This is a genomic window from Nocardiopsis xinjiangensis YIM 90004, from assembly GCF_000341145.1.
GTDB lineage: Bacteria > Actinomycetota > Actinomycetes > Streptosporangiales > Streptosporangiaceae > Nocardiopsis > Nocardiopsis xinjiangensis.
The window spans coordinates 82,938-107,140 of record NZ_ANBE01000004.1; the positions used below are offsets into that span (position 1 = coordinate 82,938).

General features: G+C 70.1%; 20 protein-coding genes. 8 read left to right on the top strand and 12 right to left on the bottom strand.

From position 1 onward, the window contains the following. The first annotated feature begins 16 nt into the window (after nucleotides 1–16). The 3 genes from D473_RS0102920 to fahA are packed head-to-tail and all read left to right on the top strand — an operon-like array spanning nucleotide 17 to nucleotide 3,306. The gene (locus D473_RS0102920) at nucleotides 17–1,222 is read left to right on the top strand and encodes a homogentisate 1,2-dioxygenase (RefSeq protein ID WP_017607602.1); all 1,206 of its coding nucleotides are present in this window, start codon (nucleotides 17–19) and stop codon (nucleotides 1,220–1,222) included. Further along, on the top strand, nucleotides 1,219–2,061 hold the full coding sequence (locus tag D473_RS0102925) for a hypothetical protein (RefSeq protein WP_017607603.1): 843 nt from the start codon (nucleotides 1,219–1,221) through the stop codon (nucleotides 2,059–2,061). Before D473_RS0102920 ends, D473_RS0102925 begins: the two co-directional genes overlap by 4 nt. 27 nt (nucleotides 2,062–2,088) lie before the next feature. Continuing rightward, nucleotides 2,089–3,306: a fumarylacetoacetase gene (fahA, locus tag D473_RS0102930; RefSeq protein WP_017607604.1), complete on the top strand. Its 1,218-nt coding sequence runs from the start codon at nucleotides 2,089–2,091 to the stop codon at nucleotides 3,304–3,306. Nucleotides 3,307–3,537: 231 nt separating this feature from the next. Here fahA and D473_RS0102935 read toward each other — a convergent pair whose 3' ends face one another. The 6 genes from D473_RS0102935 to D473_RS0102960 form a co-directional block, all read right to left on the bottom strand. Then, the gene (locus tag D473_RS0102935; protein WP_026126542.1) at nucleotides 3,538–5,505 is read right to left on the bottom strand and encodes a heavy metal translocating P-type ATPase; all 1,968 of its coding nucleotides are present in this window, start codon (nucleotides 5,503–5,505) and stop codon (nucleotides 3,538–3,540) included. Then, nucleotides 5,498–5,890, bottom strand: coding sequence for an ArsR/SmtB family transcription factor (locus D473_RS0102940; protein ID WP_017607606.1), 393 nt, complete (start codon nucleotides 5,888–5,890; stop codon nucleotides 5,498–5,500). The genes D473_RS0102935 and D473_RS0102940 overlap by 8 nt, the downstream gene beginning before the upstream one ends. 45 nt (nucleotides 5,891–5,935) lie before the next feature. Next, complete coding sequence (locus D473_RS0102945) at nucleotides 5,936–6,838, bottom strand: dihydrodipicolinate synthase family protein (protein ID WP_017607607.1); 903 nt, start codon at nucleotides 6,836–6,838, stop codon at nucleotides 5,936–5,938. Between the two features lie 112 nt (nucleotides 6,839–6,950). Then, on the bottom strand, nucleotides 6,951–7,256 hold the full coding sequence (locus D473_RS0102950; RefSeq protein ID WP_017607608.1) for a YrhK family protein: 306 nt from the start codon (nucleotides 7,254–7,256) through the stop codon (nucleotides 6,951–6,953). Nucleotides 7,257–7,380: 124 nt separating this feature from the next. After that, on the bottom strand, nucleotides 7,381–10,443 hold the full coding sequence (locus D473_RS0102955; RefSeq protein WP_017607609.1) for an alpha-mannosidase: 3,063 nt from the start codon (nucleotides 10,441–10,443) through the stop codon (nucleotides 7,381–7,383). Nucleotides 10,444–10,561: 118 nt separating this feature from the next. Next, entirely contained in the window at nucleotides 10,562–11,191 is a 630-nt protein-coding gene (locus tag D473_RS0102960) for a TetR/AcrR family transcriptional regulator (protein ID WP_017607610.1), read from the bottom strand. A 98-nt stretch (nucleotides 11,192–11,289) separates the two neighbouring features. On the opposite strand from D473_RS0102960, the gene D473_RS0102965 reads away from it, so the two are divergent. Further along, nucleotides 11,290–12,513: an RNA-guided endonuclease InsQ/TnpB family protein gene (locus tag D473_RS0102965; protein ID WP_026126543.1), complete on the top strand. Its 1,224-nt coding sequence runs from the start codon at nucleotides 11,290–11,292 to the stop codon at nucleotides 12,511–12,513. A 110-nt stretch (nucleotides 12,514–12,623) separates the two neighbouring features. Further along, nucleotides 12,624–14,036: an aldehyde dehydrogenase family protein gene (locus tag D473_RS0102970; RefSeq protein ID WP_026126544.1), complete on the top strand. Its 1,413-nt coding sequence runs from the start codon at nucleotides 12,624–12,626 to the stop codon at nucleotides 14,034–14,036. Between the two features lie 10 nt (nucleotides 14,037–14,046). On the opposite strand, the gene D473_RS0102975 is transcribed toward D473_RS0102970, so the two are convergent. The 3 genes from D473_RS0102975 to D473_RS0102985 form a co-directional block, all read right to left on the bottom strand. Further along, a complete protein-coding gene (locus tag D473_RS0102975; protein ID WP_241474695.1) occupies nucleotides 14,047–14,799 on the bottom strand; it encodes a polysaccharide deacetylase family protein in 753 nt (250 codons plus the stop codon). Nucleotides 14,800–15,095: 296 nt separating this feature from the next. Continuing rightward, complete coding sequence (locus D473_RS0102980) at nucleotides 15,096–16,664, bottom strand: polysaccharide deacetylase family protein (protein WP_026126545.1); 1,569 nt, start codon at nucleotides 16,662–16,664, stop codon at nucleotides 15,096–15,098. Between the two features lie 238 nt (nucleotides 16,665–16,902). After that, the gene (locus tag D473_RS0102985) at nucleotides 16,903–17,952 is read right to left on the bottom strand and encodes a hypothetical protein (RefSeq protein ID WP_017607615.1); all 1,050 of its coding nucleotides are present in this window, start codon (nucleotides 17,950–17,952) and stop codon (nucleotides 16,903–16,905) included. 230 nt (nucleotides 17,953–18,182) lie between these two features. Here D473_RS0102985 and amaB point away from each other — a divergent pair, with 230 nt between their 5' ends. The 3 genes from amaB (at nucleotide 18,183) to D473_RS0103000 (ending at nucleotide 20,801) form a co-directional block, all read left to right on the top strand. Next, nucleotides 18,183–19,730, top strand: coding sequence for an L-piperidine-6-carboxylate dehydrogenase (gene amaB / locus D473_RS0102990; protein WP_017607616.1), 1,548 nt, complete (start codon nucleotides 18,183–18,185; stop codon nucleotides 19,728–19,730). A gap of 124 nt (nucleotides 19,731–19,854) precedes the next feature. Beyond that, on the top strand, nucleotides 19,855–20,364 hold the full coding sequence (locus D473_RS0102995) for a MarR family winged helix-turn-helix transcriptional regulator (protein ID WP_017607617.1): 510 nt from the start codon (nucleotides 19,855–19,857) through the stop codon (nucleotides 20,362–20,364). An 11-nt stretch (nucleotides 20,365–20,375) separates the two neighbouring features. After that, entirely contained in the window at nucleotides 20,376–20,801 is a 426-nt protein-coding gene (locus D473_RS0103000; protein ID WP_017607618.1) for an organic hydroperoxide resistance protein, read from the top strand. A gap of 190 nt (nucleotides 20,802–20,991) precedes the next feature. Here the strand turns inward: D473_RS0103000 and D473_RS0103005 are convergent, their stop codons facing one another. The 3 genes from D473_RS0103005 to D473_RS0103015 all read right to left on the bottom strand — a co-directional run bounded on the left by D473_RS0103005 (nucleotide 20,992) and on the right by D473_RS0103015 (nucleotide 24,187). Beyond that, the gene (locus D473_RS0103005; RefSeq protein ID WP_017607619.1) at nucleotides 20,992–22,008 is read right to left on the bottom strand and encodes a hemolysin family protein; all 1,017 of its coding nucleotides are present in this window, start codon (nucleotides 22,006–22,008) and stop codon (nucleotides 20,992–20,994) included. Next, nucleotides 22,005–23,384 (bottom strand): hemolysin family protein, encoded by a 1,380-nt coding sequence (locus tag D473_RS0103010; RefSeq protein ID WP_017607620.1) that lies wholly within the window; start codon nucleotides 23,382–23,384, stop codon nucleotides 22,005–22,007. The genes D473_RS0103005 and D473_RS0103010 overlap by 4 nt, the downstream gene beginning before the upstream one ends. Before the next feature lie 242 nt (nucleotides 23,385–23,626). Continuing rightward, nucleotides 23,627–24,187 (bottom strand): TrmH family RNA methyltransferase, encoded by a 561-nt coding sequence (locus D473_RS0103015; RefSeq protein ID WP_017607621.1) that lies wholly within the window; start codon nucleotides 24,185–24,187, stop codon nucleotides 23,627–23,629. Nucleotides 24,188–24,203: the final 16 nt, after the last annotated feature.

The window sequence follows — 24,203 nt, forward strand, 5'->3', positions numbered from 1 at the left end:
AGGAAGAAAGGCAACCATGGCCTATTACCGCCAGGTCGGGAACGTGCCCCGGACCCGACACACCCAGCACCCCAACCCCGAGGGCGGGCTCTACTACGAGGAGCTCATGGGGGAGGAGGGCTTTTCCAGCGACTCCTCGCTGCTGTACCACAAGGCGATCCCCTCGGCCATCGCCGACGCCGCCCAGTGGCAGGTACCCGAGCAGACCCGCACCCCCAACGATCCGCTGATCCCGCGCCATCTGAAACTGCACGACCTCTTCTCCGGCCAGGAGTGGAAGTCGGCCGACGCCGTGCAGTCGCGGCGCCTGGTGCTGGGCAACGAGGACGTGCGCATCTCCTACGTGGCCGCCGGGGCGCCCTCGCAGCTGTACCGCAACGGCACCGGCGACGAATGCGTCTACATCGAGTCCGGCCGGGCCCGTGTGGAAACCGTCTTCGGGGTGCTGGAGGCCGGCCCCGGCGACTACGTCCTCCTCCCGCGGGCCACCACCCACCGGTGGGTGCCCACAGGCGAGGAGCCCCTGCGCGCCTACGCGATCGAGGCGAGCAGCCACATCGCCCCGCCCAAGCGCTACCTGTCGCGCTACGGCCAGTTCCTGGAGCACGCCCCCTACTGCGAACGCGACCTGCGCGGGCCCACCGAACCCCTCCTGGCCGAGGGCGAGATGGTCGATGTACTCATCAAGCACCGCGGCCAGGGCCCCGGCGGTATCGCAGGAACCCGCTACACCTACCCCACCCACCCCTTCGACGTCGTGGGCTGGGACGGGTGCCTGTACCCGTACGTGTTCAACGTCGAGGACTTCCAGCCCATCACCGGCAGGGTGCACCAGCCGCCGCCGGTCCACCAGGTCTTCGAGGGCCACAACTTCGTCATCTGCAACTTCGTGCCCCGCAAGGTCGATTACCACCCGGATGCGATCCCGGTGCCCTACTACCACTCCAACGTCGACTCCGACGAGGTGATGTTCTACTGCGGCGGCGACTACTCGGCCCGCAAGGGTTCGGGTATCGGGCAGGGCTCGATCTCCCTGCACCCGGGAGGGCACTCCCACGGCCCCCAGCCCGGCGCCTACGAGCGCAGCATCGGAGCCGAGGCCTTCGACGAGCTCGCCGTCATGGTCGACACCTTCCGCCCGCTGGACCTGGGCGAGGGGGGCCGGGCCGTCGACGACGGGGCCTACGCATGGACCTGGGCCGGAGGGAACAAGAACCGATGAGTGCGCTGCTGTACCGGGGCCTCTTCGACGACGCCGCGCTCTTTCCGCCCGGCAACGCGCCCCTGGGACAGGCCCTGCCCGCCCACCGCGAACACCGGACCGGGCACCGCGCCCGGTACGTGGGCCCCTTCCTGGTCTCCGACGCGCGTGTGGCCGAGTTGCGCACACTGCTGGACCGGGAGGAGGGCGAGCACGAGCCGCTGGAGACCGTGGTCACCGTCCCCGGCGGGGCCGAGGCCGTCCCTGAGGCCGTGGCCGCCGCCGACGACGCGCGCCTGCGCCTGGTCGGGCTGGAAGTGGCCGCCGCGCCCGGCGGGGTCGGCGACGTGACCGAGGCGCTGGCCCGCCACCTGCCCGCGGGGGCGAGCGCCTACGTGGAGATCTCCCGCCAGGGCCAGGTCCCCCACGACCTGGCCGAACTCGCCGGCACCGGCCACCACGCCAAGTTCCGCACCGGTGGTGTCGTCGCACAGGCCCATCCGGGCGAGGCCGAACTCGCCGCGAACCTGCACGCCACCGTCGGTGCCGGAGCCTCCTTCAAGTGCACCGCCGGGCTGCACCACGCCGTACGCCACACCACCCCCGAGGGGTTCGAGCAGCACGGGTTCCTCAACGTGCTGCTGGCCACCTCCGCCCTGCTGGAGGGGGCCACGGCCGCCGAGGCCGAGGCGGTGCTCGCCGAACGCGACGGGCCGGTCCTGGCCGGCGCTGCTTCCCGCATCACCGGGGAGCGGGCCGAGCAGGTGCGGGCCACCTTCCACTCCTTCGGCACGTGCAGCATCACCGAGCCGCTGGAGGACCTGGTGGTCCTCGGCGCGCTGCCGACGACCACACCCTGAGCACCCACACACGAAAGCGACATCCTGATGCCCGAAAGCTGGCTCGACCTGGCGCCGGACGCCGAGTTCGGCCTGGCCACCCTGCCCTACGGTGTGTTCAGCACCGACATCCAGGGCAGCGACCGCCGCACCGGTGTGGCGATCGGTACCTACGTGCTCGACCTGGGCGCTGCCGCCCGCGCCGCGGGCGCACCCTTCGCCGACCTGGTCCAGGGCCCCTCCCTGGACACGCTCATGGGGGCCGGGCGCCCGGTCTGGGACCAGGTGCGCAGGGCCCTGCAGACCTGGCTGACCGACCCCGGCTTCGAGGAGACGGTGCGCCCGCACCTGGTGGAGCGTTCCTCGGTGAGGCTGCATCTGCCCTTCACCGTCGCCGACTACGTGGACTTCTACGCCTCCGAGTACCACGCCTCCAACGTGGGACGCATCTTCCGGCCCGAGCAGGAGCCGCTGACCCCCAACTGGAAGCACCTGCCGATCGGCTACCACGGCCGGGCCGGAACCGTGGTGGTCTCGGGCACCGAGGTGGTGCGCCCCAGCGGCCAGCGCAGACCCCCGGGCACCGACGCGCCGGTCTTCGGTGCGTCGGCGCGCCTGGACATCGAGGCCGAGGTCGGCTTCGTGGTGGGCACGCCCAGCCCGATGGGTGAGTCGGTCCCGGTGGACTCCTTCGCCGAGCACGTCTTCGGGGTGTTCCTGCTCAACGACTGGTCCTCGCGCGACCTGCAGGCCTGGGAGTACGTACCGCTGGGGCCCTTCCTGGGCAAGTCGTTCGCGACCTCGGTCTCGCCGTGGATCGTGCCGGTGGCGGCCCTGGAAGCAGCCCGGGTGGCCCAGCCCGCGCAGGACCCCGAGCCGCTGCCGTACCTGAGGGCTTCCCAGCCTTGGGGGCTGGACCTGCAGTTGGAGGTGCACCTGAACGGGCACCGGGTGGCGAGCCCGCCGTTCTCGGCGATGTATTGGACCGCGGCCCAGCAGCTGGCGCACATGACCGTCAACGGGGCCTGCCTGCGCACCGGCGACGTGTTCGCCTCCGGCACGGTCAGCGGCCCCGAACCCGAGCAGCGCGGGTGTCTCCTGGAACTGACGTGGAGCGGCAAGGACCCCATCACGCTGCCCGACGGGAGCGAGCGCACGTTCCTGGAGGACGGTGACGAGGTCACCATCACCGCGACCGCGCCCGGTCCGGACGGGGCCCGGGTGCACTTCGGCCGGGTGCACGGGCGGATCCTGCCCGCCCGTTGAGCCGGCCGGGGGTGAGGAGCAGGGCCCCGTTCGGGACCACGCCAGCTCCTGTCGGCGCGGTGTTTCTTCGCCCGTGACCACGAGCGCCCGCATCGGAGGACCGGTGCGGGCGCTTCTCGCGCCCGGCCACCGGCCCGCGCGTGCCGAAGCCTGCTGATCGCCGTGCCCTCCGAAGCCCCTCGGGAGGACCTTCGCTTCGGAGGAGGACCCTTCCTCTCCCCCCGTCCCCTCTCATGCCGTCGAGCGCTGCGGCTCGGGTGCTGCGGGCGTGCTGGTTACGTCCACCCCCAGTTTGCGGGTGCGTCCGGCACGGATGCCGTTGCCGATGACCACGACCTCGGCCACCTCGTGCACCAGAACGACCGCGGCCAGCCCGAGAACCCCCAGCAGCGCCAGGGGCATCAGACCGATGATGAGGGCCAGAGACAACCCCACGCTCTGCCACATGATCGCCCGGCAGCGCCGGGCGTGCGCCAGGACCCGGGGCAAGTGGCGCAGGTCCTCGCCCATCAGCGCCACATCGGCGGTCTCGATGGCCACGTCCGTGCCCATCGCTCCCATGGCGATCCCCAGGTCGGCGGTGGCCAGGGCCGGAGCGTCGTTGACCCCGTCGCCGACCATCGCCACCGGGCCGTGCGCGCGCAGCCGGCCGACGATGCGGGACTTGTCCTCGGGGCGCAGTTCGGCGTGCACGTCGTCCGGGTCGATGCCCGCCTCGGTGGCCAGGGCCGTGGCGGTGGCCTGATGGTCTCCGGTGAGCATCACGACCCGGTGGCCCGCGCTGCGCAGGGAGGTGAGGACCTCGCCTGCTTCGGGGCGCAGTTCGTCGCGCACCGCGATGACGCCCAACAGCGCGCCGTCGTCTTCGACCAGGACGGCGGTGGCGCCGGTGTGCTGTATCCGTTCCACGTCCTCGGCCAGGGGGCCGGGGGCGATCCACCCCGGTCGGCCCAGTCGCACGCGGCGACCGTGCAGCCTACCGGTGAGACCGGCACCCGGGAGCGCTTCGACCTGCTCGGCCCGTTCCGGAACGGGGGCTGCGGCAAGGACGGCACGGGCCAACGGGTGTTCGCTGCGCTCCTCCAGCGCGGCGGCCACCGCCAGCACCTCCTCGGTCGAGGCCCCGGGAGCCGGTGCCGTCTCGATGACGGCCGGACGGTTGCGGGTCAGGGTGCCGGTCTTGTCCAGTGCGATGGTCCTGATGCGGCCCATGGCTTCCAGCGCGGCGCCTCCCTTGACCAGGATGCCGTGCTTGGAGGCGGCGCCGACAGCGGCCACCACGGTGACGGGAACGGAGATGGCCAAGGCGCACGGGGAGGCGGCCACCAGTACGACCAGGGCGCGTTCGACCCAGGTCAGCGGGTCACCGAACAGGGCTCCCAGAGCGGCGATGAGCGCGGCGGTGACCATCACACCGGGCACCAGGGGTTTGGCGACACGGTCGGCCAGGCGCTGGCCGGCGCCCTTGCGGGCCTGCTCGGCCTCCACGATGGAGACGATGCGGGCCAGGGAATTGTCGGCCGCGGTGCTGGTGACCGTGATCTCCAGGACGCCGGTGCCGTTGACGGATCCGGCGAACACCTCCTCACCCGGGCCGGCCTCGAGGGGAACGGACTCGCCGGTGATGGCGGAGGTGTCCAGGCTGGTGTGCCCGGAGGCGATACGGCCGTCGGTGGCCAGACGCTCACCGGGACGCAACACCAGCGTGTCGCCCACGACCAGGCCGGCCGGGTCGATGCGCTGCTCGGTACCCTCGCGCAGCACACCGGCTTGGTCGGGGACCAGGTCGAGCAGAGCGCGCAGGCCACGCCGGGTGCGGGCCACGGAGTACTCTTCCAGCCCTTCGGCGATGGTGTAGAGCACGGCCAGCATCGCGGCCTCGCCCACCTCCCCGAGGAGCACGGCACCGATGGCGGCGATGCTCATCAGGGTGCCCACGCCGATCCGGCCCTGGGCCGAGCTGTGCACGGCGGAGGGGATGAACGTCCATCCCGCGACGGCCAGTGCGGCGGCCTGCAGCACCAGCTCTGCCAGGTCGGGGGCCCCGGCCCAGCCTGCGCCGTAGCCGGCCAGCAGAAGCAGTGCTGCCACGGCGGCGAATCGGATCTCGCCCACCTGCCACAGCGTTTCCGGCTCGTGTCTTTCGTCTTCTTCTCCTGTGCTGGGCTCGCCGCCGCTGCAGCCGCACGCCTCACTCACCGCGCCGCTCCTGCCTCGTCGTCGCGGTTCGGCTGTCGGTCCCGTAGTTGGGGCACAGCGCGACCGCGTTGCCGGTCGCGGCCAGGACCGTCTCGGCGGCCGAAAGCACGTCCAGCAGTTCGGGCCGAGCCAGGGAGTAGAACACCTGCCGTCCCTCGGGGCGGCCGTTGACCAGGCCGCAGTCGCGCAGGCACGCCACGTGCTTGGAGACCGTGGATTGGGCCAGCCCGAGCTGGGCCATCAGGTCGGCCACTCGTGCCTCACCCTCGGCCAGGCGGCGCACGATGGTCAGTCTGGTGCCGTCGGAGAGGCTGTGGAAGAGGGCTTCGGCAGCGCTGTTTCCTTCGGGCGGGGCAACGCATCCGCTCGCATTATTCATCACCATATGGCGATGGTATCTCAGTATGGCGATTATGAAAGATGGGTGTGTTCACGAACAGCGCGGAGTCAGGTGCAACTCCTCCAAGACACGGACCACCCGTGAGCGCTGGACCGTGGTGAGCCCTTGGACCGGGCGGGGCAGGCAGCGCGCGGCGACCAGCCCCAGGTGTTCGGCGATCGCCGCCGTCACGCGCAGGCTCCCGTGGGCGGCGAACAGGTCCCACAGCGGTTGCAGCCGCACCGACTCGGCCACGGCACTCCGGGCCGCGCCCTGCTGGGCGGCACGGACCAGAGGTACCGCGGCGCCGGGCACAGTGCCGCCCACGACGGAGAACCAGGTCCGGCAGCCGGCGTTCAGCCCGGTGGCGGCGCTGCCGTCACCGGAGACACCGATACGCACGTGCTCGGGGACCACCCGGGCGATCGCGGCCACGTGGTCGCGGGCGGCGGCCGGATCCAGCGGGACCGGAGGAATCTTGATCGCGGCCACGTTCGGCAGCTCCGCAATACGCGCATACAGCTCGAGAGAGAACGTGAAGTGCGTCGTGCCCGGATTGTCGTAGACCACCAGTGGCACCGACAGGTCCGCGGTGACGTCCTTATAGAGCCCGAACACCTCGTCCTCGGTGAGCGCCTGGTAACTCATCGGGGCCAGCAGCACGCCGGCGGCGCCGGCCTCCTGGGAGTCCTCGGCCAAGGCCCGCACCTGAGAGGTACGCAAGGCCCCGATGCCCACGATCACCGGCGTCCCCGCCGCCGAACGCACGGTGGCCCGGGCCACTCGGAAACGCTCCTGGCGGTCGAGATAGGCGTAGGAACCGGTCGATCCCAGCGCGCCGATCGAGTCGACACCCGCCTCGACCAGGCGGGTGATGAGACCGGCGTAGGCGCGCTCGTCGAAACGGTCCTCCTCCAACGGGGTCAAGGGGAAGGCACTCAGGCCGGTGAACATGCTCTCTCCAGGCAGGTCGGGGCAACCGCAGGAAGCGTAACGCCTTGGCACGCCGGCCCTGCGGGCGAGCAGACCCCGCGCCGAGCCCCCATCGGGCGCCCGCCCGAGCCGCTCAGAAATCCTGGGAGGAGCCCGGAGCGAGCCCGGAACCGGAGCCCTTGTCCTGGACACGCCGGACATGGACCTGACGGGTGAGCCGGATCATCGGGCGGATCAGCAGCTCCACACTGCCCGCCAGGAAGCACCAGGTTCCGGCGGTGGTCAGGTCGGGGGAGAAGAACAGGATGCTGCCGACGATGAACCAGAGCGCGATCAGGATGTCGTTGGCGATGCTGAGGACCTCGTAGCGCCGGCGCAGGACCAGTTCGTCCCGGCCGATGTGCAGGGTCAGCGGGCGCTGCGGATCATGCTTGGGCATGCGGGTTCCCTCACGGTCTCGGCGGTCGGGGCCTGTGCTCCACCATCATCCGTGTCGGGCGCGCCCGCACAGTGGCGGCGGAGCGCTGTCGGCGCGTCGCCCGCAGGTCCGGACACCCGCATGGTCAGCGCCTCAGGCGCAGGGTCAGGATCTGGAAGGGCCGCAGGGAGAACACCGCGGTCCCGCCCTGAGGGGCGCCGGGACCGCCGGGCAGGTCCACGTCCAGTTCCGGGGCCTGCTCGTATCCTTCCTCGAGCAGGTTCACCGCCTCGATACCGCTCACGGGCACATGGGCCCGCAGCGTCGCACTCGCGCGCCCGCCCCGCGCCTCGTACAGGCGCACCACCACGTGGCCGGAGCGGTCGTCGGCGAGCTTGACCGACTCCACCACCACCCCGGGATCGTCCACACTCACCAGCGGCTCCACGGCACCGCCGGTGGCCCGCCGCCGGGGCAGGTTGATCCGATAGCCCTCGCGGACCGCGTCCTCGATGCCGGCGCCCGGGGCCAGCGCGTAGCCGAACCGGTGCTCGCCCTGGTCGGTGTCGGGGTCGGGAAAGCGCGGGGCGCGCAGCAGCGACAGCCGCACCGTCGTGGTGGTCCCGCCGTCCTCGCGCACGTCGCGGGTCACGTCGTGGCCGTAGGTGGAGTCGTTGAGCACCGCCAGCCCGTATCCCGGCTCGGCCACGTGCACCCACCGGTGCGCGCAGATCTCGAACTGGGCCGCGTCCCAAGAGGTATTGGTGTGCGTGGGACGTTTGACGTGCCCGAACTGGATCTCGCAGGAGGACTCGTGCGCGCGCACGTCCAAGGGGAAGGCCGCCTTGAGCAGTTTCTCCCGCTCGTACCAGTGCACGACCGTCTCCACGTCCAGGCGCCGTGCGCCCGCCTGCAACGTGAGCACCTGGCTCAGGTGCGAGCGGCCGAAGGACCGTCTCACACGCACGGCGCCGGCGTGCTCGTCCCCCTCGGCGCGTACCGCTTCGACGGAGTCGGCCTCGGCCAGGTCCACGGCGGTGTTGCGGTAGAAGGCGTCCACGTCCCAGGCGTCCCACTGGTTGGGCACATCCTGGTGCAGTTGGAGCAGGTTGCCCACTTGGCCCGGCGCCAGTGCCTGGCGTCCCTGGACCAGATCCAGCACCGAGGTGAGCAGGCCCCGCCCGTCCACCCGCACGCGCAGGAGCCCGTTGTCGAGGAGGAAGCCCTCCTCGGACTCGGCGACCTGGACCGGGACGGCCGGACGGGCCCGGTCCAGGGGCAGGGCACCCAGCGCCGGGACGCCCTCGCGCGGGTGCGGGCAGGGGTTGAACAGGACCTCCTGGTCCTCACCGGCGCCTCGGCCCAGAGCATCTTGGGCTGCGGTGACCAGAGCGGTCAGCTCCTCGGCGGCCCGCGCGTAGGACCGGGCGGCCTCCCGGTGCACCCAGGCGATGGAAGTGCCGGGCAGGATGTCGTGGAACTGGTTGAGCAGCACCGTGCGCCACAGCTCCTCGAGCTGCTCGTAGGGGTAGGCCGCACCGGTGCGTACCGCTGCGGTGGCCGCCCACAGTTCGGCCTCGCGCAGCAGGTGCTCGCAGCGGCGGTTGCCCTGCTTGGTGGCGGCCTGGCTGGTGTAGGTGCCCCGGTGCAACTCCAGGTACAGCTCGCCCCACCACACCGGTGCCTGCGGGTACTCCTCGTGGGCGCGGGCGAAGAAGGCCTCGGGGCGTTCGATGTGCACCCGGGGCGAGCCCTCCAGGTCGCGCAGGCGCGCGGCCCGGCCCAGCATCTCGCGGGTGGGCCCGCCGCCGCCGTCGCCGTGGCCGAAGGGCACCAGGGAGTGGGAGGAGCCGCCCTTGTCGCGGAAGGTGCGTGAGGCGTGGGCGAGCTCGGCGCCGGTGAGTTCGGCGTTGTAGGTGTCCACCGGTGGGAAGTGGGTGAACACGCGCGAGCCGTCCAGGCCCTCCCACCAGAACGTGTGGTGGGGAAAGGCGTTGGTCCGGTTCCAGGAGATCTTCTGGGTCAGGAACCAGCGCGAGCCGGACAGGCGCACCAGTTGGGGCAGGGCAGCGGAGTAGCCGAAGGAGTCGGGCAGCCACACCTCCTGGGTGTCCACGCCCAGTTCGTCGCGGAAGAAGCGTTTTCCGAAACTGAATTGGCGGGCCAGGGCCTCAGAGCCCGGCATGTTGGTGTCCGACTCCACCCACATGCCGCCGACAGGGACGAGTCGTCCCTCGCGGGCGGCCTGTGCGACCTGGGCGAACAGGTCGGGTTCGTGGTCCTTGAGCCAGGACCACTGCTGGGCCTGGCTCATCGCGAACACGAACCCGGGGTGCTCGCGGGCCAGGGAGAGGGCGTTGGCGCTGGTGCGCACGACCTTGCGCACGGTCTCGCGCAGCGGCCAGAGCCAGGCGGAATCGATGTGGGCGTGCCCGACGGCCGAGACGCGGTGGGCGCCGGCCGCGGCGGGAGAAGCCAGGGCCGGGGCCAGGAGCGCGCGGGCACGCCGGGCGGTGGCGGGTACGTCCTGCAGGTCCAGGGCGTCCAGGGTGCGTTCGAGGGCGCGCAGCAGGTCCCAGCGGCGAGGGTCGCCGATCTCGAGTTCGCGCATGAGGTCGCCGGCGACCTGCAGATCCAGGGCCAGTTCCCACACTTGGTGCTCGAAGACGGCCAGGTCGGCGCGGGCGAGCCGGTAGAGCGGTTCGTCCTCGGGCCCGCGCCCGGAACCCCGGTCGGTGGGACGGAAGGGAGGATGGCCCAGGATGAGCGGGTTGGCGGCGGCCTCCACATGCAGGGTCAGGTCCTCGCCGCCGTGGGCCCGGCCGGTGACGGGCACCCAGGCGTTGCGGGGGTTGAGCCCTTTGACGACGGTGCCGTCGGGGCGCCGGACGAGCCCTTCGGCCTGGAAGCCGGGGGTGGCGGGGGTGAAGCCGAGGTCGACCAGAGCCTCCACCCTCTGCCCGGCCCAGGTCTCGGGCACGCGCCCGCGCAGGCGGAACCAGGTCGTGCCCCAGGCCGGGCCCCACGCCTGGCCGACGCGGGCGGGTGTGTAGGAGGCGGCGATCCCTTCGGCGGCGGGGACCGGTTCGCCGGGCGCGTCCCAGCGCGCTACGTCCAGGGGAGCCGTTCGGGTGTGCACCGCGGGCCAGATGCGCTCGGTCAGTACCCGGTCCAGTCGTGCTTCGTTCAGCCGCCGCTCATCGTGCACGGTGGTCCCCGTTCGGTCGTCGTGGCCGGCCCACGCCGGTCACGCTGCCAGCGACCGGGGGCGCGGTCAACGGTCGGGCCGGGGCGTGGCCACCGTGTCCGGAAGCGGGGGAAGGCTCTCAGACGTGGGCGCCCAGGGCGCGCAGGAGGTAGGGCAGGAGTTTGTCGGCCATCTGCGGCCCGGGGCCGGGGCCCGGGCCGGGGGTGTGGGGGATGAGGTAGGTGTGGCTGACCATGGGGCCGATGATCATCTCTCCGACCACGTCCGGTTCTTCCACCGGAGCGATCTCACCGCGTTGGGCGGCCCGTTGCAACAGGGCCGAGACACGTTCCTGCAGGGGCAGCACGAAGTCGGCGAAGAGCACGTCGGCCAGGGCCTGGTTGTGGGCGGCCTCGCCGAGCACGGCACGCAGCAGGCGCCCGGAGGGGCCCTGCAGGGCGCGTGCCTTGTCGTGCAGCAGGGTTGCCAGGTCGCCGCGCAGGCTTCCGGTGTCGTGGTCGGGGCCCAGGTCCTCGGTCCAGGTCCGGGCGGCGCCCACGACCAGGTGTTCCTTGGAGCGCCAGCGCCGGTACAGGGTCGCGGTGGAGACCCCGGCCTCCTTGGCCACGGCAGCGGTGGTCAGACCGCTGTAACCGTGGGTCTGCAGGACGGCGAGGGTGGCCTCCATCAGCGCGCGGTCGCGCGTGGTGTCGCGCGGCCGTCCCCGGGTGGAGACGGGGTCGGCCTCCGGGAGGTGCTCGGTGGTCATCGTGTTGTTGGGCGTGGAGCCCCCGGCTTCAGCCGTGGGAAGGAAACGCCCTTCTCCTTCCTGATGTGGGTTACAAAAACGTACTGTAGAATGTGAGTATGACTGGGAACACGGTGAAGCGGGCGTTCAAGTACCGCTTCTACCCCACGGATGCGCAGGCGGCGGAGCTGTCGCGCACCTTCGGATGCGTGCGCCTGGTCTACAACCGCGCCCTCGCGGCCAGGACGTCTGCGTGGTTCACCGAGCAGCGGCGAATCAACTACAACCAGGCCTCGGCCGCGCTGACGGAGTGGAAGAAAGACCCCGACCTGGCGTTTTTGAACGAGATCTCCAGCGTTCCGCTGCAGCAGGGGTTGCGGCATCTGCAAACCGCGTTCCGCAACTTCTTCGACCAGCGGGCCAGGTATCCGCGGTTCAAGTCCCGCAAGAAGTCCAAGGCCTCGGCGGAGTACTCCCGGTCGGGGTTCAAGTATCGGCAGGGGCAGCTGACCTTGGCGAAGATGTCGGAGCCGTTGGACATCGTGTGGTCGCGGCCGCTGCCCGAGGGCGCGGTGCCCTCGACGGTGACGGTGTCCCAGGACTCCGCCGGACGTTGGCACGTGTCGATCCTGTGCGAAGAGACCATCGACCCCCACACCCCGGCCGAGAGTGCGGTGGGTGTGGATGCCGGCATCGCCTCGTTGGTGACCCTGTCCACGGGGGAGAAGGTGAGCAACCCCCGGCACGAGCGCCGCGACCGAAAGAGGCTGGCCCGGGCCCAGCGCTCCTTGGCGCGCAAGCAGAAGGCCGGCGCGAACCGGGACAAGGCCCGGGTCAAGGCGGCCCGGGTGTATGCCCGTATCACCGACCGCAGGAAGGACTTCCTGCACAAGCTCACCACTCGACTCGTCCGCGAAAACCAAGTGGTCGTGATCGAGGACCTGACCGTGCGCAACATGGTCAAGAACGGCAAGCTCGCCCGTGCGATCTCGGACGCCTCCTGGGCCGAGCTGCGCACGATGCTGGAGTACAAGTGCGCCTGGTACGGGCGGGAGCTGGTCACCGTGGACCGGTTCTTTCCCTCCTCCAAGTTGTGCTCGGCGTGCGGTGCTCTTCACAGCACGCTGGCGCTGAACGTGCGCGAATGGACGTGCGGCTGCGGTATCACCCATGATCGTGATGTGAACGCGGCGATCAACATCAAGGCCGCCGGGCTGGCGGTATCTGCCTGTGGAGCCGGTATGAGACCTCAACGGGAGTCCTCCCGGACGGGGCGGTCGGTGTCGAAGCAGGAAGGCCACGGGGCGACCCGTGAGGAGGCGCAAGCCTCGAACCACCGGTAGGTGTTTCCCGCAATCCCCTGCTTTGAGGCGTGGGGAGGAAGTCAAGGGGAAATCTTATGCGTGTCCCTGCGGGGGGTTGGAAACGAAACACTTTCGTTTACCATCGGTTCATGACTCGAGCAGATGCCCCCAGCGAGCCACTGACACTGGCCACCGACATTCCGCCGACCGTGGCCCGCCTGCGCGCCACCTTCGCCTCCGGCCACACCAAACCCCTCGGATGGCGCCGCGCCCAACTGCGCCAGATGCGCCGCATGCTGGTGGAGGAGCGCCCGGTCCTGGAGCGTGCCCTGAAGCAGGATCTGGGCAAGAGCCCGGTGGAGGCGCACACCACCGAGATCGGTTTTGTCATCAACGAGATCGACCACACGCTGCGCCACCTGGCCTCGTGGCTGCGCCCCAAACGTGTGGGTGTGCCCATGGCCCTGGCCCCGGCCAAGGCCCGCACGGTCCGCGAACCCCTGGGTACCGTGCTCGTCATCGCGCCGTGGAACTACCCGGTGAACCTGTCGCTGGCGCCCCTGGTGGGGGCGATCGCTGCCGGAAACACCGCCGTGCTCAAACCCAGCGAGCTCTCCCCGGCCACCTCCGGCGCTCTGGCCGAGCTGCTGCCGCGCTACCTCGACTCCGAGGCCATCGCCGTGGTCGAGGGCGGTATCCCTGAGAGCACCGCGCTGTTGGAGGAACGCTTCGACCACATCTTCTACACCGGCAACAGCGCGGTGGCCCGCATCGTCATGTCGGCGGCGGTCAAGCACCTGACCCCCGTGACCCTGGAACTGGGCGGCAAGAGCCCGGCCATCGTCGAACCCGGCGTGGATCTGGCCACCACCGCACGCCGCCTGGCCTGGGGCAAGTACACCAACGCCGGCCAGACCTGCGTGGCCCCCGACTACGTGCTGGCCGTCGGCGGGACCGCTGATGCTCTGGAGCGGGAACTGGCGGCCGCCATCACCGAGATGTTCGGCGACCAGCCCCAGAAGAGCCCCGATTTCGGCCGCATCGTCAACGAGCGCCACTTCGAGCGTCTCAACGTGCTGTTGGGCAGCGGAACGGTCGTCACCGGCGGACAGACCGACCGCGAGGACCTCTACATCGCACCGACCGTGCTCGGGGGCGTCGAACCCGACACCCCCGTCATGGCAGAGGAGATCTTCGGGCCCGTCCTGCCGGTGATCCGCGTGCCCGACCTGGACGCGGCGATCCGTTTCGTCAACGAGCGCGACAAGCCCCTGGCGCTGTACGCCTTCACCGACTCGGCCGAGACCAAGCGCCGCCTGACCACCGAGACCTCCTCGGGCGGACTGGCCTTCGGCCTGCCGATCGCGCACCTGGCCGTGCCCGATCTGCCCTTCGGCGGTGTGGGCGAGAGCGGTATGGGCGATTACCACTCCAACGCCTCCATCGACACCTTCTCCAACATGAAGTCGGTGCTGGACAAGTCGCTGGCCATGGACACCATGCGTCTGGCCTACGCGCCCATCAACGACCTCAAGGAGAAACTGCTGCGCAAGATGCTCTGAGACGGCTCCCTCACCGGACCGGCGCCTCGGTCTGTGTCTGCGGTGCAGGCCCCTCGGGCCGGGGTCTCGGTTCCTGCAGGTTCGGTGCCGTGTCCTCGGCCTGCGCCGTCGGCTCTTCGGTCCGGGGTGCCGGGGCCCCGGTCTGCGGCGCCGGGTCCTCGGTGAAGGGTCCGCGGGCGTTGCTGTAGGCCGAGCCCGACTCCATGGAGTGTCCGTCGAAGAGCTGCTCGACGGTCACGAACTCGTATCCGTCCTTCTCCAGCTCCTGGAGCACGCCGGGGATCGCCTCGACCGTGCTGGCGTGGATGTCGTGGAAGAGCAGGACGCTGCCCTCGGCAGCTTCCTGCACGGCCGCGTCGGTGACCTGAGCGGAATCCAGGCTCTCCCAGTCGCGGGTGTCCACGTCCCACAGGAGCATGGGCTGGTTCACGCTCTGGCGCACGGTCTGGTCCAGGGCGCCGTAGGGCGGGCGCACGGTCCCGGGCTCCTCCCCGGTGGCCCGGGTGATGGCTTGGTCGGTGCGCTGGAGCTCGCTCTGGATCTCCTGAGAGGACAGTTCGGTCAGGTCCTGGTGGTCCCAAGTGTGGTTGCCGATCTCATGACCTTCCGCGGACATCCTCTGCAAAGTCCCGGTGTTGTCGGCGACCTTGGAGCCGAGCACGTAGAAGGTCGCTGCGGCCTCATGCTCGTTCAGGGTGTCCAGGAGCAGGTCGGTGTAGGCTCCGGGCCCGTCGTCGAAGGTCAGCGCGATGCACTTGTCCACGGAGCAATCGGGCCCTTCGGGCGCGTCCGCGGATGTGTCCGCGGAGGCGGCACCGGGACCGGCCAGGAGCAGGCCACCGGCGAGCAACACAGTTGAAGTAGCAGCAAACCCAATTCTGGGTATCGATGTTGTAACGTTCACGTTTGTACTGTAGGTCACGCGAACCCCATGCGTGGTGACCGGTCCCACGTCCGCGGAGTGGGAAGCGCGACACCCTCGCCACTCAACCCTGGCCGGGGCGAACACACGAAACGCCCGCGAGCCGAGTGCGGATCGCGGGCGCTTCGCGGATCGGTTCAACCCATCCGTGCGTCGGTGAGCACCTCACCCGAGTCCATGCCGTCCAGCCCGAACAGCTCGGTGACGGTCACGAAGTGGTAGCCCTGCTCGTGCAGGCCCTCCAAGACCTCCGGGACGGCCTCCACCGACTGCTCGTGGATGTCGTGGAGCAGCACGACGCTTCCGGTCTCGGAGTGCGCCAGCGCGTGGTCGGCGACCTTGCCGCTGTCCCTGCTCTGCCAGTCCTGGGTGTCGACGTCCCACAGGATGAGCGGCTGCTCGACCGCCCCGCTGACGGTGTCGTTCAACGACCCGTAGGGCGGGCGGATCGTGGGCGGCTCGGAGCCGGTCACCTCCCGCACGGCCTCGTTGGTGCGGGTGATGTCCGCGCGTACCTGCTCGGCCGACATGTCGGCCAGGTCGTCGTGCTTCCACGTGTGGTTGCCCAGCTCGTGGCCCTCGGCGTCCATGCGCTGCAGAATCTCGGGGAACTCGCCCACCAGTCGGCCCAGCACGTAGAAGGTGGCCCGGGCATCGTACTCGGCCAGGATGTCCATGAGGCGGCCGGTGTGTTCGCCCGGGCCGTCGTCGAAGGTCAGCGCCACACACTTCAGGCGCGCGCAGTCCATACCGATGCCCTCCTCCGGCAAGGAGTCCTCCAGCGGGAACTCCGCCCCGTCCTCGGCATGGTTGCCCAGCGCGGCGTCGCGTGCGGTGAAACCCAGTTCGGAGACGAACCCCTCGACGGACCCGGCCTCCACCGACAGCACGACCTCCTCCCCGCCGGAGGCCTGGGGAACCTCGCCCGGGGCCATGTTCACGGCCAGGCCGCCGGCAGCGCTGAAGGCCAGGTCCTCCAGAGGGGACCCGGCCCAGTCCTGGGCGACCTCGGCGGCCTGCTCGGGATCGGACAGGTCGCGGGATTCTTCCTCGAGGGAGGAGACCTCCTGGTTCTCCCCGGAGGAGGAGCCGCCTTCCTCGGTGGCGGCCTCCTCGGTGGCCTGCGCACCGTCGGCGCGGGAAGCGACCTCACCGAGCAGTCCGGGCAACTGCTGGAGGGGAACGTCGTGCTCCTCCTGCAGGACACGGACCACGGCCAAGTGGGCCTGTTCCAGTGCGGCCTCGTCGGTGAACAGGGACGTCCAGGGCAGTACCTCCTGCGAAGACGCGTCGTACCACAGGGTCCGGTTCTCCGAATCCTTCTGCACACCCGAGGAAACCTCGGAGGTGATCCGGGCGCCCACCACCTGTGATGAGACGGCCAGGAAACTCGCGTCCTGTCGCAACTCGGGACTGCCCTTGTCGGGCAGTGCTTCCAGGAACTCCGTCCGGCGCTCGGCCATCCGGGTGCGCATCTCCGACATCAGCGGGTGCGAGGCGGCCACGCGCGGGTAGCTGTAGCTCACGGTGCTGTGCCCGGCCTCGATCGTCATGGACTCGACCGCGACCCCGGCGAAGGAATCCAGCGGTATCCGGATCGCATCTGTGGGTGCCGGGGCCTCCTCCGGTCCCTGGCAACCCGAGGTCAGGAGCAGGCCGACGGCAACGGTGACGGACAACTTTCGGCGCAGTGAGGTGTCAATCACGGGGGGACCATACCGGAGCAGGGGCGGCGAGTGTGAATCGTACGCAACCGTTTGGCTACTCTGGGTTGTCTATTGCCTGAGAAATTTCCGGATTGTCAGATATACCCGAACCCCGGATTCCGCGCGGTGCGCAGGCCCCGTCCCGTGGACGAGGCACCCGGAACCGGCATCGTTCCCGGTCCACTCCCGGAACAGGACCGCGTGTCGATACGTGCCGCGGACCCGGAGGCCCCGCGTGTCACTGGGGCAGGGCCGCCTCGGCCACCGCCGCCACCAGAGCGCGGGTCTGGGCCAGCACCTCCGGGCCCTGCTCCTTGGGCAGGTGCACGTGCCCGGCCGGCAGGTCGTGGCCGCCGCGGTCACGCAGGAGAGTGTTGCGGTAGGCGATCTCGTTGGACAGGTAGTCGCCGCCGCCACCGCGCACCGCCACCGACCCCGGGGTCGGGCCCTCGGGTCGCTCGACCGCGGGCTCGCCCTCGGTCACGTGGGTGTTGACCACCACAGGGAAGGGTCCCGGGGCGGCCTCGGCGATGTTTCCGGTGGGCAGCGACGTGCGGGTCCACTCCGGACCGTCCGGAACCGGGATCGGTCCGCTGCGCCGTACCCCCAGGTTGTCGGCCCCGCCGCCGCGCCGGGCCCCGTTCCACACCTCCAGGTCGAAACGGCCCGACCGTCCACGGCTCAGGGTGAGGACCGCTTCGGCGCGCTCGTGCTGGCCGGCCAGGGCCTCCTCCACCAGACCCTCGTCGAAATCGCCCCAGCGCACCGGGAAGATCGCCGTACGCACCACCGCGGTGTGCCGTCCCACGGGAAAGGTCCACCCGTTCAGGTCCAGGGCCGCGGCCCCGGAAGGGTTGGAACAGGCCGGGTCATCCTCCAGGTGGAAGGGATCGAACCCGGTCACGACCACACGCACCCACCGCTCGCCGGGTGGGAAGTCCAGGTCGGTGATCCCGCGCGACTCCACCTCCAGAACCCGCATGAGCTCCGCGCGCCGGTCGGCCTCCAGCGGGAAGGAGGGCCGCCAGGCGCGCAGCCGCGAGGCCAGAACCAGGCGGGCCCAGTACAGGGGACGGTCATCGAGTCCGTCCACGCCGGTGCGGGTGGCCTCGGTCCACAGGCGCGACCCGTGCGCGGCCACCACCTCGCGGGCCTGGTCCGGGTCCTGGGCGTCCCTCAGATCGGCGGTGAACAGGGGCTCGGCCGCAGCGAAACCGGAACGGGCCAACAGCCGACGGGGTTCGGGCAGATCGGCGCGGGCCTCTTCGGTCGTGGTGTCGTGGTGCACGGGGTCGCAGACTGGTGTCGGGGGCGGGATCGGGGGTTGGCCGGGGCGCGGGTGGCCCTCGAGGTCCGTCCGGCCAGCCTAACGCCGCCGCGGCCCCGGAGCGCGGTTGAACGCGGCCCCGGGCGGGAAGAGGGGAGCTTCGATCGCGCGGGGTCCAGGTCTGGACCGGCGGGCCCGGACTTGGCAGGGTGTGGTGTGACCACCGTCCCTCTCAACGGAGAGAGAAACACATGCAGACTGGTGCCCTCCCCGAGACCGAGGTCCTGGCGCAGCGGGCGCGTACCGCCCTGGAGCGGTGCGGCCTGGAGCGGCTGCCCGAACCGGTCGGAGCGGCCGGCATGGCCCGTACCCCCATCACCGGGCAGTACCTGTTCCCCGTCGAGCGCGACACCCCCGAGTCGGCCGGGCGTGCCGTGGGCACGGCCCAGGACACCTTCGCCTCCACCTGGCGCGAGACCCCTGCTCCCGAGCGCGGCCAACTCGTGCGCCGCTTCGGTGAGCTTCTGCGCGAGCACAAGGCCGATCTGGCCGAGCTGGTCACGATCGAGGTCGGCAAGATCCGCTCCGAGGCGCTGGGCGAGGTCCAGGAGATGATCGACATCTGCGAGTTCGCCCTGGGGCTGTCCCGGCAGCTGTACGGGCGCACCATGCCCTCGGAGCGGCCCGGCCACCGGCTCATGGAGACCTGGCACCCGCTGGGTGTGGTCGGTGTGATCACGGCCTTCAACTTCCCCGTGGCGGTGTGGTCGTGGAACACCTGTGTGGCGCTGGTGTGCGGCAACACGGTGGTGTGGAAACCCTCGGAGCTGACCCCGTTGACTGCGCTGGGCTGCCACACTCTGCTCCAGCGTGCCGCCGAGGACGTGGGTGCCCCCGCCGATGTGCACCGTCTGGTGCTGGGCGACGCCCAGGTCGGTGAAGCCCTGGTCGACGATGAGCGGGTGGGACTGCTGTCGGCGACCGGTTCCACCGAGATGGGCCGCACGGTGGCGCCGAAGGTGGCCGAGCGTATGGGCCGGTACCTGTTGGAGCTGGGCGGCAACAACGCGGCGGTGGTCACCCCCTCGGCCGACCTGGACCTGGCCGCGCGCGGCAGTGTGTTCGCCGCGGCCGGTACAGCAGGGCAGCGCTGCACCACGCTCCGGCGGCTCATCGTGCACGAGGACGTCGTCGATCAGCTCGTGGAGCGTGTGGTGAACGCCTACGGGCAGTTGCGTGAGCGCATCGGTGACCCCTACCAGGAGGAGACCCTGGTGGGCCCGCTGGTGGCAGAGCGCGCCCACAGCGCGATGCGGTCGGCCCTGGAACAGGCCGAGGCCGAGGGCGGCCGGGTCCTGGCCGGCGGGGCGCGGTGTCTGGAGAAGGAGGCCGCCGATGCCTACTACGTCGAGCCGGCCGTGGTGCGTATGCCCGAGCAGACCGACATCGTGCGCCGGGAGACCTTCGCGCCGATCCTGTACGTGCTGACCTACCGCACCTTCGAGGAGGCGGTGCGGTTGCACAACGACGTGCCCCAGGGGTTGTCCTCGGCCGTTTTCACCCAGGACCAGGCCGAGGCCGAGCGTTTCCTGGCGGCCTCCGGTTCGGACTGCGGCATCGTCAACGTCAACATCGGCACCTCGGGCGCCGAGATCGGCGGTGCCTTCGGGGGTGAGAAGGAGACCGGCGGCGGGCGCGAATCGGGGTCGGACGCCTGGAAGGCCTACATGCGCCGGGCCACCAACACGGTCAACTACGGGGGTGAGCTGCCCCTGGCCCAGGGGGTGCGCTTCCTCTGACCGGGCCACCGGGTCCTTCGCCGAGGGGGCGGGGGACCCGCCGCCCCAATCAAGTTGCCCGCAACCTTGTTGCGTGCAACCAGTCTTTGTTAGCGTGAAGGAAGACCGGGGAGAGGGGGAATCCGTGGACGAGGACACCGGGACCGACCGGCTCGCGCTGGACAACCAGCTGTGCTTCTCCCTCTACACCGCCTCCAGGGCCCTGACCGGGCTCTACCGGGAGCTTCTGGAGGAGCTGGGGCTGACTTATCCCCAGTACTTGGTCATGCTCGTGCTCTGGGAACGCGGCTCCCTGACCGTCAAGGAACTCGGCCGCGCCCTGCACTTGGACTCGGGCACGCTCTCGCCCCTGCTGCGCCGTCTGCAGGGGGCAGGGTTGCTCACCCGCGAGCGCGCCGCCGAGGACGAACGGGTGGTCATGGTCGCCGTGACCGAGGACGGAGCCCGCCTGCGCGAGCACGCGCACAGCGTTCCCGATGCCCTGCTGTGCGCCACTGAACTGTCCACCGAACGGGCCCGTGTCCTGCAGGAGAGCCTGGATGCGCTCACCCGGGCGGTGGAGGGCCGGGCAGAACGCGCCCGGCCCGCACAGGACGGCAACACACCGATGAGACAAGGCCCCGCAGAGGGCTGAGAGAGGCACTGATGGCACAGACCCTGTACACCGCGAACGCCACCGTCACCGGCGAGGGCCGCAAGGGCCACGGCAAGACCGACGACGGCCGCCTCGAGGTCGACCTGTCCGTGCCCAAGGGCTTGGGCGGCGACGACGGTCCCGGCACCAACCCGGAGCAGCTCTTCGCCGTGGGTTACGGCGCCTGCTTCCACGGGGCCCTGCGCAAGGTCGCCCGTGAGTCCAAGACCGAGATCGGCGAGTCCACCGTCGATGCCCAGGTCGGCCTGGGCAAGTCCGATGACGGGCTGGACATCGCCGTGGACCTGACCGTGACCATCGGCGGCGTGGACCAGGCCACCGCCGAGAAGCTGGTGGAGAACGCTCACCAGAACTGCCCGTACTCCCGCGCCACGCGCGGCAACATCGAGGTGAACCTGACGGCCAAGGCCGCCTAGGAGAGCCCTGTCGGTCCAAGGGCCGGGCACGCCTGGTGCGTGTCCGGCCCTTCGCCGTGCCCGGGCCCTGCAGGGCGGGACCGACTCGGAGCGCTCTGCCCGGGCGGGGCACGTGCCCCGACCGGGAGAAAGGGGCGGAGGAGAGCCGTACGGCCCCCTCCGCCCCCTGTTCCCGGAGAAGCCTCCTACCTCAGACCGCGGTCTCCAACAGCAACAGCCGGTCGAGGATGTCCTGCAGGGTGACCAGACCGATGAGGTCGCCCTCCTGCTCCACCAACGACAGGTGACTGCGGCTGTCACGCATGATGCTCATCGCCGAGTACATCGGTGTGGTCGCCGGCAGCGTCAGTACCGGGCGCATCAGGTCCGCGGCCGTGGTGCCCGCCGGGCTGGTCAGCGCCTCCCGCACGTGCAGGACCCCCACGGGGACGCTCTCGTGCGGTTCGGTCACCACCAGACGCAAGTGCGTGGACTCACGCGAGACCCGTTTGATGCGCTCCACGTCGTCGTCGGGGTGTACCCATGCGATTTCCTCGCGCGGGGTGATGATCTCGCTCAAGGGCCGGGAGTTGACCTCCAGAGCCGTGGCCAGCTGGTCGCGGCGTTCGGGGGTCAGCGCCCCGGCCTTGGCCGAGTGGTCGACCAGCTCGCGCACGTCTTCCGGGGCGTGCCCGCTGGTGAGCTCGTCGACGACCCCGACCCCGAACCGGTGCAGCAACCAGTTGGCCCAGCCGTTGAGTATCTTCAGGGCCGGTCTGGTGAACCACATGAAGATCCGCATGGGCACCGCAAGCAGCGTCGCCGACTTCTCCGGGTGAGAGATCGCCCAGGACTTGGGAGCCATCTCCCCCACCACCAGGTGCAGGAAGGTGACGAGGACCAGTGAGAGCACGAAGGAGAGCGTGTACCCCAATGCGCTGGGAAGCGGTCCGAACAGCGGTTCCAACAGTTGATGGAAGGCAGGTTTGGACACGGCCCCCAGAGCCAGGGTGCACAGGGTGATGCCCAACTGTGAACCGGCCAGCAGAAGCGACAGTTCCCTGGCGCTCTTCAGAGCCGCGTTGGCCGCGAAGCTGTCTCGGGCCGAGTCTTCCAACCGGTAGCGGCGTGCGGCCACGAGGGCGAACTCGATGGCCACGAAGAAGGCGCTCAGAGCGATGATGAGCACGGTCAGGAAGAGCGCCACCCAGATGTTCATCTCGCTCATGCGTGCACCTCCTGGGAACCGTTCTCGATCTCGTGCAAGCGCAGCTCCACCGTGTGGGGCACGTGGCGCTGGACCGCGTTGACGAGCATCCGCAAGGCCATGTCCGGGTCACCCTCGTGAGCACTGGTTGGACGCGGTAGTGCCAGGTCGACGCGGTCACCGACCTGTGGCAGGCGGTGCAGAGCATGGATGACCAGACCGCCGATGGTCTCGTAGTCGCCCTCGGGCAGGTCGTGTCCGATGAGGCGCTCGACCTCGTCGACGTGCAGTGCCCCCGGAATGAGGTAGCTGCCCTCCCGCTCCAGGGGTGCGGCGGTCTCCTCGTCGGGGGTGTGTTCGTCGGCGATCTCCCCGACCAACTCCTCCGCCAGGTCTTCGGTCGTGATGACCCCGGCCAGGCCGCCGTACTCGTCGACCACGCACGCGAACTCCTCACCGGCCTCACGCAGCTGGTCCAGGACCACGGGCAGGGGCAGGGAGGTGGGGACCATGACGGTCTCCCGAGCGATTTGCCGGACCTGGACCCCTGCCAGGCCCCGCTCTCCCGAGGCCAGGACGTCGCGCAAGCAGATCACGCCCACGATGTCGTCGACCCCCTCGCCCATGACCGGGAAACGGGAGTGGTCGGAGGCCATGAGCTCCACCACGTGGTCGACCGGCTCGCGGCCCTCCACGGTGGTGACTTCCGGGCGCGGGATCATGGCGTGCTCGGCGGTGCGCTCATGAAAGTCCAGCGTGCGGTCCAAAAGCGTGGACAACTCGTCGGTCAGGTCACCGGACTGCCGTGACTCGGCGATGATGCTCTCCAAGTCACGCGGTGTGGCAGCGTGTTGGACGTCTTCCACCGGCGTGATGCGTACTGATTTGAGCAGCAGGATCGCCGACTGGTCGAACAACCAGATGATGGGTCCGAAGAGCTTGAGGTAGAGACGGGTGGAGAGGGCCAGAGCGTAGGCAACCGGTTCGGGCCGCGCGATGGCCAGGTTCTTCGGAAAGAGTTCTCCGAAGACCATCTGCACGGCTGTGGAGGCCAGGAGCGCGGTGACGGTGCCGATGGCCACGCCGGTACCCAGCGGTACGCCGGCGACGCCGAGCAGTTCCCCGATGCCCCGTCCGAGCATGGGCTCGGCCACGTAGCCGACCAGCAGCCCTGTGACAGTGATGCCGAGTTGGGCACCGGAGAGCATGAACGATGTGCGTTTGGTGACGTCCAGGGCTCGTTCGGCGCCCTTGTCCCCTGCCGCTGCTTTCGCGCGGAGGCGGGATCGGTCGACAGCCACGTAGCCGAATTCCTGGGCGACGAAGTAACCGTTTGCTGCGATGAGCAGCAGTACGACGACGATTCCCAGCAGCATGTACAGAATGGTGCTCATCATCGGGCACGCACCGCCATACGGGGGAGGGCCCCGCATCCGGCGGGGTCAGGGTCTCGGTGCGTGCCCCTCCGAGAAGGGGGCTCGTCGGACTCGGGGTCGCAGCATCCCTGCGGGATGCTGCCGATACTTCGAGACGGGTCCACTATGCCTCTCTCTGCGCTGTAGCGCGTCGGGTGTGTGTCTGGAGTGGTCCATGTGAAGTCAAAGACGTCAGGGACGGGCGAAAAGTTCCCGTCCGCCCCTCAGGTGCCGACGGGGGCGTCGGCCTCGTCGCCGAAACCGGCCCATTCGCGGCGGCGGATCTCGGCCAGGGCGATCGCGGTGGCCACTGCCACGTTGAGCGATCCGACCCGGCCGATCTGGGGAATGTAGGTGATGGCATCGGCCCCCGACAACAGGGCTGGGGAGCAGCCGTGGTCCTCCGCGCCCACCGCCAGGCACACATCGCCCTCGAACGGGGCCGCGTGCAGGGGCACGGCGTTCTTGGCCAGCTCCAGGGCCACGACCTCGAACCCGTCGGCGCGGGCGGCCTCGAGCGCCTGCCCGGTGGTGGCCAGGCGGGTGTGGTCGATCTTGGCGGAGGTGCCCAGCGCGGTCTTGCCGACCTTGGGGTCCTCGGGATCGGCGCTGTTGCCGGTGAGCCAGAGGTGGTCCACGCCCAAAGTGGCGCAGGTACGCAGGATGGATCCCAGGTTGAAGGGTTGGGTGACGGATTCGACCAGAAGGGCGAGCCGCCCCTCGGTGCGCCTGCGCCATTGGCGGTTCAGGCGTTTGACGTCCGTGGGACGCAGCTGCGAGCTCAACGCTTCCTCGATGGAT